This is a genomic window from Pseudomonas sp. PS02290, from assembly GCF_029960075.1.
GTDB lineage: Bacteria > Pseudomonadota > Gammaproteobacteria > Pseudomonadales > Pseudomonadaceae > Aquipseudomonas.
Window position 1 is genome coordinate 22,278 of sequence record NZ_JASCOY010000058.1, and the last position, 13,282, is coordinate 35,559.

15 protein-coding genes and 2 pseudogenes are annotated in these 13,282 nt (G+C 53.8%); 11 read left to right on the forward strand and 6 right to left on the reverse strand.

The window, feature by feature from the left end; all coding sequences use genetic code 11:
• The first annotated feature begins 39 nt into the window (after positions 1–39).
• Complete coding sequence (locus QMX88_RS20675; protein ID WP_282372081.1) at positions 40–603, forward strand: hypothetical protein; 564 nt, start codon at positions 40–42, stop codon at positions 601–603.
• A 402-nt stretch (positions 604–1,005) separates the two neighbouring features.
• Positions 1,006–1,296, forward strand: a complete 291-nt coding sequence (locus QMX88_RS20680) for a T6SS immunity protein Tdi1 domain-containing protein (protein ID WP_282372082.1) — start codon at positions 1,006–1,008, stop codon at positions 1,294–1,296.
• A gap of 525 nt (positions 1,297–1,821) precedes the next feature.
• Here the strand turns inward: QMX88_RS20680 and QMX88_RS20690 are convergent.
• The 4 genes from QMX88_RS20690 to QMX88_RS20705 form a co-directional block, all read right to left on the reverse strand.
• A complete protein-coding gene (locus QMX88_RS20690; protein ID WP_282372084.1) occupies positions 1,822–2,187 on the reverse strand; it encodes a hypothetical protein in 366 nt (121 codons plus the stop codon).
• A 144-nt stretch (positions 2,188–2,331) separates the two neighbouring features.
• On the reverse strand, positions 2,332–2,637 hold the full coding sequence (locus QMX88_RS20695) for a hypothetical protein (RefSeq protein ID WP_282372085.1): 306 nt from the start codon (positions 2,635–2,637) through the stop codon (positions 2,332–2,334).
• A gap of 121 nt (positions 2,638–2,758) precedes the next feature.
• A complete protein-coding gene (locus QMX88_RS20700) occupies positions 2,759–3,034 on the reverse strand; it encodes a YrhB domain-containing protein (protein WP_282372086.1) in 276 nt (91 codons plus the stop codon).
• Between the two features lie 522 nt (positions 3,035–3,556).
• Entirely contained in the window at positions 3,557–5,296 is a 1,740-nt protein-coding gene (locus QMX88_RS20705) for a hypothetical protein (RefSeq protein WP_282372088.1), read from the reverse strand.
• 25 nt (positions 5,297–5,321) lie between these two features.
• On the opposite strand from QMX88_RS20705, the gene QMX88_RS20710 reads away from it, so the two are divergent.
• On the forward strand, positions 5,322–5,579 hold the full coding sequence (locus QMX88_RS20710) for a hypothetical protein (protein ID WP_282372089.1): 258 nt from the start codon (positions 5,322–5,324) through the stop codon (positions 5,577–5,579).
• Positions 5,580–5,847: 268 nt separating this feature from the next.
• Here the strand turns inward: QMX88_RS20710 and QMX88_RS20715 are convergent.
• Positions 5,848–6,018 (reverse strand): annotated as a pseudogene (locus QMX88_RS20715) (FAD-dependent oxidoreductase); the annotation flags it as partial.
• A gap of 511 nt (positions 6,019–6,529) precedes the next feature.
• Here QMX88_RS20715 and QMX88_RS20720 point away from each other — a divergent pair.
• The 5 genes and pseudogenes from QMX88_RS20720 to QMX88_RS20740 all read left to right on the forward strand — a co-directional run.
• Positions 6,530–7,072 carry a redoxin domain-containing protein gene (locus QMX88_RS20720; RefSeq protein ID WP_282372090.1) on the forward strand — a complete coding sequence of 181 codons (543 nt, stop codon included), beginning with the start codon at positions 6,530–6,532 and terminating at the stop codon, positions 7,070–7,072.
• An 11-nt stretch (positions 7,073–7,083) separates the two neighbouring features.
• Positions 7,084–7,623, forward strand: coding sequence for a DsbA family protein (locus QMX88_RS20725; RefSeq protein WP_282372091.1), 540 nt, complete (start codon positions 7,084–7,086; stop codon positions 7,621–7,623).
• Positions 7,624–7,722: 99 nt separating this feature from the next.
• A complete protein-coding gene (locus tag QMX88_RS20730) occupies positions 7,723–8,823 on the forward strand; it encodes a low temperature requirement protein A (protein WP_282372092.1) in 1,101 nt (366 codons plus the stop codon).
• A 226-nt stretch (positions 8,824–9,049) separates the two neighbouring features.
• Positions 9,050–9,352, forward strand: coding sequence for a putative quinol monooxygenase (locus QMX88_RS20735; RefSeq protein ID WP_087274219.1), 303 nt, complete (start codon positions 9,050–9,052; stop codon positions 9,350–9,352).
• 193 nt (positions 9,353–9,545) lie between these two features.
• Positions 9,546–9,729: pseudogene (locus tag QMX88_RS20740) on the forward strand (monovalent cation:proton antiporter-2 (CPA2) family protein); the annotation flags it as partial.
• A 38-nt stretch (positions 9,730–9,767) separates the two neighbouring features.
• On the opposite strand, the gene QMX88_RS20745 reads toward QMX88_RS20740, so the two are convergent.
• Complete coding sequence (locus QMX88_RS20745; RefSeq protein ID WP_282372093.1) at positions 9,768–10,751, reverse strand: LLM class oxidoreductase; 984 nt, start codon at positions 10,749–10,751, stop codon at positions 9,768–9,770.
• Between the two features lie 511 nt (positions 10,752–11,262).
• Between QMX88_RS20745 and QMX88_RS20750 the strand changes: the two genes are divergently transcribed.
• From QMX88_RS20750 to QMX88_RS20760, 3 genes are all read left to right on the forward strand, one after another.
• Positions 11,263–11,730, forward strand: coding sequence for a DUF1203 domain-containing protein (locus QMX88_RS20750; protein WP_282372094.1), 468 nt, complete (start codon positions 11,263–11,265; stop codon positions 11,728–11,730).
• 429 nt (positions 11,731–12,159) lie between these two features.
• On the forward strand, positions 12,160–12,714 hold the full coding sequence (locus QMX88_RS20755; RefSeq protein ID WP_282372095.1) for a carboxymuconolactone decarboxylase family protein: 555 nt from the start codon (positions 12,160–12,162) through the stop codon (positions 12,712–12,714).
• Between the two features lie 58 nt (positions 12,715–12,772).
• Positions 12,773–13,282 (forward strand): SDR family NAD(P)-dependent oxidoreductase (locus QMX88_RS20760; protein ID WP_282372096.1); only part of this gene is annotated, 510 nt, incomplete at its 3' end.

A 13,282-nucleotide genomic window follows, 5' to 3' on the forward strand; every position in this document is an offset into this window, starting at 1 on the left:
ATTTTTACTTTGGCACTGTGAGACCAAGGATACCCCCTCATGCAGTATGTGTTTTCCGACGTCCTTAATGACCTCATCGACTACTTCCTGCTCGGTGACCTTCAACTGTTGAGGCGCTTCAAGCAAGAGCATCAACTTGCAGACGATCTGGCTGGTGAGTTTGTGTCCAGTGAAAGCGGCGACAAGGCCGTTCTTGATGGCGTCCTCATCCCGCTCGCCGGTGTGGAAAACCATCCTTACACCGTTGTTTTCACGTTGGCCGGCGTTGAGCCTCAAATGCCCCGGCACGAAGGTCGGGTGCAGCATCGTCGCGGCGGTTATTCGCTGCGTGTCGAGCACGGTCGCATACATTTGTTCACGTGGCGCATTCTGCAGGCGTTCACGGATGAGAATCTCGATGAGTTGCTCGAGCGTTATGAGCAATCAAACAGGCCGACTATTGAAGTCGAGAATGGTTGGTATGAGGTGGAAGTGCTGGCGGGTGAAATCCTGCGTGATGAATACTTCGAGCCGGCATTCGAGTTTGTACTGACCAAAGCCGCTCTGCCGGTAGATGCCAGCAAGGTGGATATCAACTATCGCTTTGAGGTGGAGTTGCGTTAGGACCCCGCTGGGTAATCGCCTTAAGGAGCCCGAGCATCGGCATGTGGCTTTGCAAAGCAAATCGCGGTTTCAGGCTCAAGCCAGGACGACTTCAAAGTCGTTGCGACGAAACGTGAGATCTGCGGCAGGCCGCCAAATCGAATAGGGATTCCCGTCGTTTTCGACCACAAAATTTACACGCGCGTTCTTGCTACCAAGCGCTCAACTTGAGGTTTCACCTTGGGACTTTTCTCCAAAATATTCGGAAAGCCAACCGGACCTGTTCTCTACACACTCTTTTCGGTTCGACCCTCGAGCGACTTGGGAGCGTGGGCCGCCAGCTTCCCGAACCATACAGAGGTTGTTGGTTACTCAAGCCTCGGCCATTTCTTTCTTCGCAATCCACACGACTCGGAGTACCTCGTGCTGCACCCTTTCAAGTGCGCGGCGAAGTCGTACGGAAGCCACCCGTCAGTCGAAGACTTTGAAGCGGAGGTACTGAAAGAGCCGGGGTTCGAACTGTATGTCCTAGACTCGGATCACGTCGCCGAGTTGTTCCGGCACCTGGGCCCCCTTGCTGAAAACCAGGTCTATATCCCGCAGCCGTACCCGTTTCTTGGCGGCAGCGAAGCCCTCGAGACGTACGAAAAAGGTGATGCCTGGGTCTTTATGCACGTTGTCGCCCACATGCATCGTCTCGACGGCGGCGCCTAAAAAGCCGCCCAATGACGCCGAAAGACGTTGGGATCATATGCGGCCGGGCATCCTATCCTGTGTGACCAGTCCGCAAGACCCCTTGTCAGCAAGATAGGTCTGCTCCCATCAAGGACGATGCATGGGCCAAGTCGACATTCAAGTGATCACCCATCTCCCCCGCAAACTCAGGCTAGCGAAAGAGGCGATTGGACAAGGCTTCAGGTTCCTTTCCCGTCTAATTGACGAGTGGAACCCAGGGTCAAAGAGGCAGCACGTGGGACAGAAGATGGTAAATGCGCTTGTTGCACATGCCGCTCTGCGGTTCCAGAACCTATGCCTATTCACCGATACCGCCGCCGGCGACGCGTTTTATCTGAAGTGCGGCTTCATGCGAACAGACTATGACCATGCAACCCACGTAATGTGCTTAAGCAACAGCTAACTCAGACGAGCAAAAAGGGACGGATTGATTTTTCAACCAAAATAAATCAGTCCCCTTATCTCGTCCTGCAATTCTGTACAGCTGGGACCCGCAGACGGTATTCATTCTTTCTCAGGCACGAACATTTCTGCTTTAGAAAAAACTTGGGTATCTCGGCATAGCTCTGCAAGCGCTTTCAGCGAATCCCCGGAAACTTGAAAGTAAATATTCTCCACCTCATTCATGTCATCAAGAAATATAGACATACCAATATCGTCGCCTACGTATCTTTTGATCCCTGAGTACATCTCAACAAAGTTGAGCCTGAATGCCGCAATCAGGTGTTCTGAAACCTCCTTGGATAGCCGCTCAGGGCTGTCAAACTCCCAACCATCCTCGCCTAAAGTTCTACATGCGCCGACAGGAATCAAAAAGGCTGCCGTATATTTTTTATCATCATATCGACTTAAAATTCGCTTCCTAGTCACTTAAGGGCTCTTCTGGTTCCAAACTGCGCAGCCTCCAGCCTCTGAATCGCTTTTGCCTTTTCTATCTAAATGATCCAAGGCTAGCGATCCACGCGGCACGGGTGCGCGCTGTCTGGCACACAGAGCGAATCACGATTTCTGCGATTAACGTCGGTCGAAGCCTTTATCTGACTCTGACTCAGTCTTGAAACCAAAAATCAAACCGACCTCCAGAAGTTTTATTGCCGCCTTTCCAGATAACTTAAAAGGAAACACTTCAAGCATAGAAACGACGTTTTCATACGCCAGACCATACTCTCCCGCGTCATTCACCCACTCATATAATTGACCAATTTGCTCCTGATAAGATAAGGATTCAGGGGGGAAGAACGAACCTACCTCCGGCTGAGATCCGAGCTCTGCAAGGACGAAGCTGAGGTTGTTTTCAATGAATCGGTAATCTGTCTTCATAGCATATGTTCTTTAAGTGTCGGCCGGGTGTCCGGTCACTACCCGGTCTATCGCCGTTGCATAAACCACTCTTATACCTACACCCTCGTGCCTCGAAGAGCTGTCATGTAGCCGCTCATATTTACGACGCATAGCGCTCCTGAAGGTAATCGTCAATGTACTCTGTTATAGGCTTAACCGTACCCAATTCGAACAACTCACCGGTATTCCGGTCAATCAGAAATGGGCTATTTCCCGCTAACTGATCAGACGAATCACCAGTTCGTAAATACTCAGCTGACTGATAGCAAAAGAACCATCCCTCCGCGAACTCACCTTCATACGTAATCTGCAAGGGTATCTCTGAATCCTCAAGATACTCTTTCGCCTTAGTCAGAGCATATTCATAGTCGAACATCAATTAGTCCTCAACAACTGCAATGCCCGCCTGCCATTCCGCTTAATGAAACGCAGAGCTGACGCTCTCGACGCGGCGGATATTCAGGCTGAGGGACGGGGCAGGGTCGCCCCAATGGTTTCTAAACTGGGCACCACCTTGGTAGCCCATTTCTTGCCTTATCCGATCTTCGATCTGATGCCAAGAGGGCAGGATGTGCCAAAAGAACATTCAACGTCTCCCTGACAATTCCCAGCTTGGGACGCCGCTCGCTTTTTATCATGGTTAAGCGAGTGCAAGAAATTTGGAAAGCGAGTATTTCATGACCCAAGCGGGCACCCTAGGTCCCAACCTCCCGCGAGGACGTAGGAAGCTTCTGAACTTAAGCAATAGAATGTGCCACATCTGGATTTCCTGGATCGCTAAACCTTCGCGTCTGCCGCTGCACACGGGGGCTCGGGTCTGGCTGCAGGAACATCAGACCTGCCAGCAGCCCTCTGACGACGGCGGCCGGCGGTTTCACTCTTTAGTTGTATGACTCGCTCAAGCCGGCGATTGCGGCGGAGTGTGGTAGACCGATCCGTTATCTGAAGAACCCGACGTCGCAGTGTGATAGCTGGCGTCGTCATCCGAGGAGTCATCCACCGGCACCGACGTTTGAACCTGGAGCGGGGCAGGTGCCGTTGAAGACCTTGACCCAGGCCGCGCTGCCTCGCTGGAGGGGCCGCCGTTGATCGCGGGCTGCGCTTGCTCACCCTTGAGGCTTGCCCGAACACTGCCTGCCGGAGACTTGGTAGAGGCGGGCGCCGAGTTCTCGGCATTCGTGATCCGGTTGCCGGTGAGGCTGGTTCGAGGAAGAGAGCCCGAATCTGACCCCGCGCGTTGGGACCGTTGACTGGACGGTCTGCTGGCACGGCTTGGCTCTTCACCGAGAGTCTCGCCGGTGGCCTCGGCCGGGTCTTCGTGCACGGATTGAGCGGTCTCGGTAGCGCCTGCCGTGGCTTCCGCCGCTGTCTTGCGTCGCGATTTGAAGTCGTCAACCAGCTTGTCCCCGACTGCCACACCGGCAGCGTTACTGCCGAACACGACCGAGCCGCCGACTGTATTGACGGCATGTTTTGCAAATGAACTCAGGGCCGGGTGCTGTTTGCTCAAGGCGTTGACCGCGGCGCCTTTACCGGCTTCCAGTGCGGTGAAGCCAGCGGTCAGCGTGCTGACGTTGGCGGCGCCGGAAGGGGTGAACGTAGCTTTGGCGGTTCTCGATACCGCCCCGAGCGGATCGGTTACCAGTGTGCGGCCGGCGTCGGCCAGACGTCCCACGCCATTGGCGAGCGGCGTACGAATGGTTGTCGCGTCCCGCAATGCCTTCAACGTGTCGATCCATTCGGTTTCCTGACTCAGATCCTCTTTGGCCTCTGCATCTCTTCGGCCCAGCAGCAGCGCAGGGCCACTGGTGCCTTGTTCGGTGCGCCGACTGTTGGCGAGGTACCCGGTGCCGGTCCCGGCAGCGAGTCCACCCGCAATGGCAATGGCTGTGTCCACAATGGGCTCGGCCTTCGGATTGATCGCCGCCACCACCGGGCTGACAACCGTCCTTAATGCGTTTCGCATCGTGAACGTCTGCGCCTCCTTGGCGTTCTGGATGGCCAGGTTCGCGGTGGTATCGATAGTCGCCAGCGCGGCATTCAACGACTCATGCAGTTTGTCCGCGGGCGCATGCAGGTAGTACGCGTCTTCCCGAAGCTTTTTAATGGAAGCGCCGCCGACCTGATCCCCCACTGACGCCGCCGCGAGTGAAATCGTGCCCAGGGCTGCAGCTTTTGCCACTGGGTTTTGTATGTTTGCCCCGATGCCCGTGATCACAGGAATGGCTGCCTGGAGCGACGACGCCACCGCAAACGGCACGCCGCCCGTTGTACCCGACACCATTGAAGCGTTGCAGTCCATATTCTTGGCCTTTTCCATCAAGTCTCCAAGTTCCTTGAAGGAGATGTTCTCCTCCATCAGCTTGTTGACTCGGCTCTCTATGATTCGATCGATTTCTCCCCGGTGCCCCGATTCCGGATCCAGACGATCTTTGTAGGGCTGGAACTGATTGCTCACGTAGGTAGTGAGCAAGTGCTTCATGCTTTGGGCTTGGTTCCGAGCCGCTGCACTGACCTCGGCGGATTGAGGATGACCCTGCCCGACGGAAGCGTGGCCGGTGGCGGCCGTCGAATTTGACCGTTGCTGAAGTTCGATGGAGGCGGAGGTAACGGGGGGTTGCTGGCCAGACACGCGCATGGTGAGGTCCTCTCTGGTTTTGGGGATGCAGCTTGATATCGCTGCTATCAAGGGTGGTTTTCCAGAAGGTGTGTGGTTGGATGCGGTGTCCGGGTTCCGGTTGCAACGGGGATATCTGACGGTTGTGTTTCAGGATGGTGACGGCTTTCGCTCGACGGAGGTGCAGATGAGCGGATCCGATCCAGCGTCACTATTGCTGATGCGCATTAGTGGAAGGCATCCATACCAGTGGCGGAAGATTTCCATCCGAAACAGGACTGCACCGCGTTCAACGACAGCCTAAAGCCTTGGTCATAGATAAGACGGAGCTAAATGATATCTGTCGCATTTCAGCGAATTTTCAGCCACCAAATTCAAAAACCTTTCCGTCAGCTCAGATGCAACGTCGATTCGACAGCTACCGGCCAAAAGCGGTCAGTGACAATATTTGCAAAGGCTACCGCTCAGCTTCCCGAAGACCGATCTCGACTATTCGTTAGGTACAGCACCATCGCTGCACGAGCCGCATCTTTGATTGCTGCTCCGCGCAGTGCTGCAATGGGGTCACGTTATCCGTATGGGATGTTGATCCATGCGAGTGAATCTCCAATCACTCCCGACGCGATACCTTCAGCCTCAACCAAGGTGATATTCGCGCCTTTATCAGCCAGGTGATACGCCAGCGAAGCGCCCACGATGCCGGCACTAATGACAACGACTCGTTTGTCCAGAGCATTTCCCATATCAACCTTCATTCTGTCGACCTGAAGGCGGTTTCAGTGTCTGCCTCTGGTCGATTTCTGCTTGTCGTAACGGGTAGCAGTTGTCGTCCAGAAAGCAGATGTAGATTTGTCTGAAGTGGCGAAATAGCTGCCAAAATCATCGTGTTAAAACGCCGCCTGAAATGGCAGCAAGATAAGCGCGTGAGTGTTGTTGGCTCTGGTGGGTACCGAAAATTCGTTCAGCTACTACGGTAAGCGTCATCAACGACTATAGTCATTGGTGAGCCAGAGCGAATCCGACCATTCCCCTGCCAACCTGACCTCAATCCAATTCCGCGATTACACGGCGGATCTCCTTGTATGCGTTGATGCGGAACGTGAACATCTCGCGGCCGAAATCACTCAGGCTCAGGCTGAGATCGAGGCATCGTTGTCTTTTTTTAAACCCCTTGATGGTGGATGGAGTTATCCCACCGGGCACGTCGTATCCCACTGAGCACGCCCCTACCACCCATCTATCAAGGTTCAAGCAATGGACACCTCAGAATTTGACGATGCAAAAGAAACGAAGGGCGACCTGGTTCAGGGGCCGCTGCCGGCCGGCACTGTCGCGCCCGACTTCACTCTGTACGCAACCCCTGATCAACAGTTGTCGCTGCGCGAGTTAAAGGGAAACCCCGTAATACTGGCGTTTTATCCCGCTGATTGGACTTCGGTGTGTGGTGACCAACTGACTTTGTACAACCAGTTGCTACCAACATTCAGAGAATACGGTGCGCCGCTACTGGGTATCTCAGTTGACAGCGCCTGGTGTCATCAGGCCTTTGCCAAAGATCGGAATTTTCACTTCAGCCTGCTGGCCGATTTCGAGCCCAAAGGGGCTGTGGCACGACAGTATGGAGCGTACGAGTCACACCTCGGGGTTTGTAAGCGTGCGCTGTTCGTGATTGACAAGGACGGGGTGGTTGCCTGGAGCTACGTCTCCCCGATGGCAATCAACCCTGGTGCGGACGGTATTCTGGATGCGCTGGATGCTTTGGCGAATTCGTCACAAAGCATACCAACCAAAAATTAGCAGGTGATCCTATGGCCACTCTCAAAGTTCCGGTAAGTGCCATCGACCATCGCCAGGGAAGTGCGCATGCCAAAGTCACGTTGCTGGAATTTGGCGACTATGAATGTCCCTATTGCGGTGAAGCGTATTGGATGGTCAAGAATCTGCAGCAGCATTTTCGCGATGATTTGCTGTTCGTGTTCCGTAACTTTCCTCTTACCACCGCTCACCCGCATGCGCTGGGTGCAGCGGTCACCGCGGAGTATGCCGGGAGTCGAGGGTTCTTCTGGGAGGCTCACGACGAATTGTATGAAAATCAGGATCGATTGGGTCTGCCGCTGTATCGCGCCATTGTTCTGAAACACGGCCTTTCCAGCGGGGAACTCGACGTTGCCATGCGAGAGGACACTTACATCCCCAAAATACAGTCTGACTTCAATGGCGGTGTACGCAGCGGCGTGAACGGTACTCCGGCGTTTTACTTTGACGGGCTTCGCTATGACGGGGTCCCAGAGTTCAACGAGATGAGTCAGATGATTGAGCTTATGTTAGTGCGCGGACGAAATCGCTAGATTAGCCACATCGGCCTGGCATCACCCACACCAGAGCCGAGGGCAAACCAGCGTTAGCTTACTTCTACATTAAAGAGGTGTACACGGAGCCGCCAGCTAATGAAATCTTTGAAGTATTATGAAAAAAATCGACACGCCACATGGTTGGAGTTGTTTTTCGACCTGACTTTCGTTGTTACGATAGGCCAGGTTACGCATACTCTCGGACATGTTCATGAAGGCCACTTTGAACATAAGCAACTATGGACATTCTTAATGCTGTTTGTACCGTTGTGGTGGATCTGGTCGAGTCACACGATTTACTCCAACAGGTTTGATACAGACAGCAATCTTCACCGTTTGGCAACATTATTCATAATGCTCCTGCTCATTGTGCTATCGGCAGGGATCGGGGAAGACCTGGGAGTGAACTACCCGCTTATTATTTCCTGCTATTTTGGCATACGTGCGATCATCAGTGTTATGTACATTTCGTCCATTAGTAAACTCGATTCTCGCGGCGAACTTTCCTCAAGGCTTGGCTTCGCCCTATTAGTTAGCGCAGTTATTAGCCTTTCATCCGTTATTTTTGACCCGCCCTTGCGTTACCTTGTTGCTTATATTGGGATTGTTCTTGATATTCTGTTTCCTGTGTTATTCTGGACTAAACTAAAACCGTTGCCAGCACACACAGAACACTTGGTTGAGCGCATAGGCCTACTCACTCTAATCTTATTGGGGGAGTCAATTATTAGCCTTTCCGGAGGCTTGTCTAACATTCAATGGGGTTATTATAATGTGATGGCGGCCATCACCGGATTTATCATGATTTGCAGTATCTGGTGGATCTATTTTGATAGTTTTTACCTATTGAACAAACATCAAAGCAGTATGAATGGGCACGCTTTAATCTACTCGCATCTTTTTCTTTTTATGGGGCTAGCACTTCTGGCAAATTTGATTAGGCATGCGATCCTGAACGACATTGCGATACGCGATTTCCAGATTATGTCGATCACCGGCATGGCCTTGTTTTTCCTAGGTAAGCAATATGGCTATTTCATAGCCGTGAGTAGAATAAGGAAATACATACTGCAAAACACCTTGATCGTGTTTTCTTTAGGTGGGTTAGTTGTATTTATACCGCGTGTCGAGTACATATTGGTCGGCCTGACAGTAACCATGATCTGTTATGTTCTCCTGAATTTCAGATATCGTTGAGTCTTTATTATCAGACCACAGCTCGGGAAAAGTGATCAAGCGGCTGGTCTGCGGCTTGCGCGCTGCCCACTACGTCATTCTCAGTGTCCGAGCGACATGCGACGCTACCCTTGGTCTCTTTGGGTTTGTAATCCTGGTGTCATCGACCATAGTTAATAGCCGGATGCCCCTTTTAGCTATTGCGACCAGATAGCACCAGACGCATCGTAACAACAGGAGCCACGTCATGGTCAAAGTAGCATTGTTCGTTCGTTTGGAAGCAAAACCTGGGAAAGAGAAAGAGGTGGAGCGCTTTCTCTTGAGCGGCCTTCCTTTAGTGGAGGAGGAGCCAGCCACTACAGCCTGGTTTGGAGTCCGCTTGGGGCCGTCCACCTTTGGCATCTTTGACGCATTCCCGGATGAAGCGGGCCGACAGGCTCATCTTTCGGGCAAGGTCGCGGCGGCGCTTATGGCAAACGCTGCCGAGCTGTTTGCCGAACCGCCATCAATCGAGAAGGTTGACGTCCTTGCGGCCAAGCTGCCCGGTTAAGCAAATCCAACAGGAAGTTCCATTCAGTTCGGGGAGGTTCACGATGTCTTGTATGAAAATCAGGATCGCCTGGGCCTGCTGCTGACCCGGCGGTGATCAATTAAAACACGTGTATTTAAGATAAATGTCATGGCTAAAGTGCGGTGTCCAGGATTCATGCCATGCTTGCGCGCTCGGTATAAGTGAAAGGATACGCGCGCAAATCTTGTCCATGGACGGCATGGAAGCCGCACAGAATCTGCAAGGCAATGTGCTCATCATTGGTTTAGGCTGGGTAGGGTAGATTGCTTGCCGGGCACCGGTCGCTCATGGCGCGAAGATCTCCATCATTGATATAGATCCGGAGGTCATCACGCGCCGTGACACCTTATGGTTTCGTCAATTGAGTATTCGTCGGCGTAGCAGTGACCGATGTTCAATGAGCTGCCGGACGCGGCTGCACTCCGAACTGCGCGACGATGTGTGTACCCAATTCCTCAATAACCTCCGCCGCAGGGCGCTTGCCATATTTGAGATTGAGAATGACGTGGTCCACGCCGATTTCCTCAAGCGACTCCAGCAAAAACCGTAGATGGTAACGTCCAAGTCTGAACCCCAAATGAATACGTGTGGGTGGTGTGGACGGATTCTCATCGAGATCGATGTACAGCGACTGAGTAAAGGGCTTGTACACAGAGCCACATTGCCTAGTAACCTCCAGCCGCCAATCTTCCACGACCAGCCGCTGCATATTCGGTATGCGTGGATAGTTGATCCATCCGTTGCTCTCACGCGCGATCCAATCCAGTGACTGGCGACTGTTGCCGGTAACGAACATTGGAATGAATTGGGTGGTGGGTTTCGGAATCAGGTCTGCGCCTTGCATTTCACCAGTGTTCCAGTGGATGGGCTCAAAACTGGTGCTGTGGGCGCAGCGAATCACCTCGTAGTGTTCTCGAAAGATCTCTCCACGCTTTTCGGGATCGACGCCAAACGCCGAAAACTCCACTGGCCGATCTCCCGAAGCAACCCCCAGAATCAAGCGACCAATGCTCAACTGATCGACGCTGGCTGACGCCTTGGCCGTGTGCAGGGGATGGTGCAGCGGGATGGCGATGGAGGCGGTGCCAAGTGCAATCTCCGAGGTATGGGCGGCCATATAACCCAAGTAAACCCAGGGGTCGAAGACTTGGCCGACATCGCCGAAGCCAGGGTCGCGAAGCGGCACGTCGCGAAACCAGAGCGCGCAGAAGCCCAGCGCCTCGGCTTGTTTAGCCAGTGTGACCTGGTTGAGCATGCTCGGAGTGTCCCCGTCGAATGCCTCCATGGGAAAGAATAATCCAAGGCTCAAATGCCCCTGAGTGAAGGTTCGGCTGAACCCTTGATGCTGCTGGTAAGGAATCGTGCTTGGCCGATACATACGGATTGACCTCATGGCAGAACGTGAACAGCGCCCCCGTTTCCAGAGGTGCTGCGGCATCGGTCGCTTTTGAACGACAGGTGGGGGGCTGGGTCTGGCTTTTACCCGTTGCGCCGTACTGCTGGTCGTGTGGACCGGATTCAGGGGCCAGTTGCTGGCGATAGGCGCGGGTTGGTCCGGGCGGGAATTAAGCGGACGGTCTCTCGGCTCTATACCACCAGATGGGCGCCGCGTTCGAGGAATCATTCTTTAAGCGTAGGCGGTTTTGCAGCTCTCCGCCATATTCTTACAATTGAGCCGCTGCCGGGCTAAAGTTGCGTATCGAAGACAGTTATCGGTCGTTTCCTGCCATTCCAGAATGGCCGCTATTGGCCGTTTTCTGCCATCGCGAGAGGCTGAAAACGACCCAATGCAGCCGGTCGCTACATATTGAATAAGGCAACAAGAATCGGATGGCAATCTTTGTACGAGTTCCAGTCTGATAGGGCTCCAAACCAATAGGAGTTCGATCATGGCGTTTCGCATAACTGGCCTTTCCCCCGAGCCATTCCAATCACTCTTTGGATTGCCCGAGCAAGATCTGGAGTCTCTTGGAATGAAGCGTTACATCGTCGGCAGCAACCCAGGCTTTCCTGACCGTATCGAGATGAAAGATGCCCAGCTAGGTCAGAGCGTGCTTTTACTCAACCATGTCTGTCAGCCAGCCAATACCCCATACCGAGCCTCACACGCAATCTTCATACGGGAATGGGCTACGCAAGCTTATGACGCAGTCGACCAGGTACCTCAGTCTATGCAAATCCGCCTGCTATCACTGCGCGCTTTCACTGATGCTGGAATGATGCTCGATGCTGAGGTAGCTGAGGGCATAGCGATAGAACCCGTGATCGCTCAGATGTTTTCCAATCCAGAGATTAGCTACATTCACGTTCACAATGCCAAGCAGGGTTGCTACTCCGGGCGAATAGATCGGGCGTAGTCTCGGCAGGGTGTGATAACTCATCTGGTCACCGACTGGCCGGAGTTGGCCGAAAGCTGCCGTTAATAAGCCGACCAACAGTAAGCGTCCAGCGAACTCACCTAGCCCAGGGTGCGTATTGCGTATTGCGTATTGCGTTGGCTTGACGAGCGGGTTGTATTCGACATGACCACACGTTCGTATCGGTTATAACCCCCTACATGGCCGCACCTTGACCGGTAGAAGTCGAGCCTCTGTAGCCTTTCAGCACTCGTCACGTAACCTGCCGTCGTAATTTCTTCGACGAGTGTCGTGCATGCATCAGTGGCTCCGAATCTGCTTTTATTCCTGTGAAGCATGAGTCATATGCCCACCCCCTGCGTTCCGCAGTTCTGACGAGAACCGCAAGATGGCTCCAGCACTCTTGCTGACCCACTCAAGGAAACTGCGATGACCACGTTCACTCGTTATACCCTCGACACCGCCCCTGATGCCTCCAAGCCTGTTCTGGAGGCGGTGCAGAAAGCCTTCGGCTTCGTACCCAACCTGCAAGGCAACATGGCTGAATCGCCAGAGCTGCTCGCCGGTTACAGCCAACTCTGGGATCTGTTTGGCAAGAGCACGCTGACCCCGCACGAACAGCAGGTTGTGTACCTCACCTCCAACTTCGAGAACAATTGCCACTACTGCATGGCCGGGCATACCACGCTGGCCAAGATGATCGAAATGGCGCCTGAGGTGATTGCTTCATTGCGTGCCGGTAGTGTCATCCCGGATGCCCGCCTGGAAGCCTTGCATGTGTTCACAGCCTCAGTGGTGCGTGATCGCGGCTTCGTCAGCGATGCAGGTATCGGAGCGTTCCTCGCTGCCGGCTTCACTCGCCGCAACGTGCTGGAGGTGGTGCTGGGCGTCGCCACCAAGGTCATGAGCAACTACACCAATCACCTGGTGCACACTCAGCTCGATCCGTTCATGAAAGGTAACGAATGGACTAAGCCGGTCTGAACGCCACTGCCGACCTTCACTCAGCCAGCCCAAGCATGGGCTGGTATCAGGAGCACCCATGACCATGCGAACTTTTTTGATCACCGGCGCGAGCAAAGGAATCGGACTTGCGCTAGCTCAGGCGTTGGCGGACGCCGGCCACCGCGTTGTGGGCATTGCCCGCCAGGTGGAGAACATCGATTTCCCCGGCACCTTAATCTCGGTTGATCTGGAGAATCGCGCAGCGACCGAGCAAGCCCTGGCAACGCTGACCGAGCAATACGCATTTGACGGCCTGGTGAATAATGTCGGGCTGGTTCGCCCGCAGTTGCTGGGCGAGGTGAATCTGAACGACTTCGATGCGGTGATGCGCGTGAATCTGCATTCGGCGATTCTGGCCACTCAATCCGTGTTACCGGGCATGCGCGAGCGGCAGTGGGGCCGAATCGTCAACATCTCCAGCCTGACCGTGCTCGGAATCACCCACCGTACGGCCTATGCCGCTGCCAAGGCCGCACTGATCAGTTTTACCCGGTCGTGGGCACTGGAACTGGCCACGACCGGTATCACCGTCAATGCTGTAGCCCCC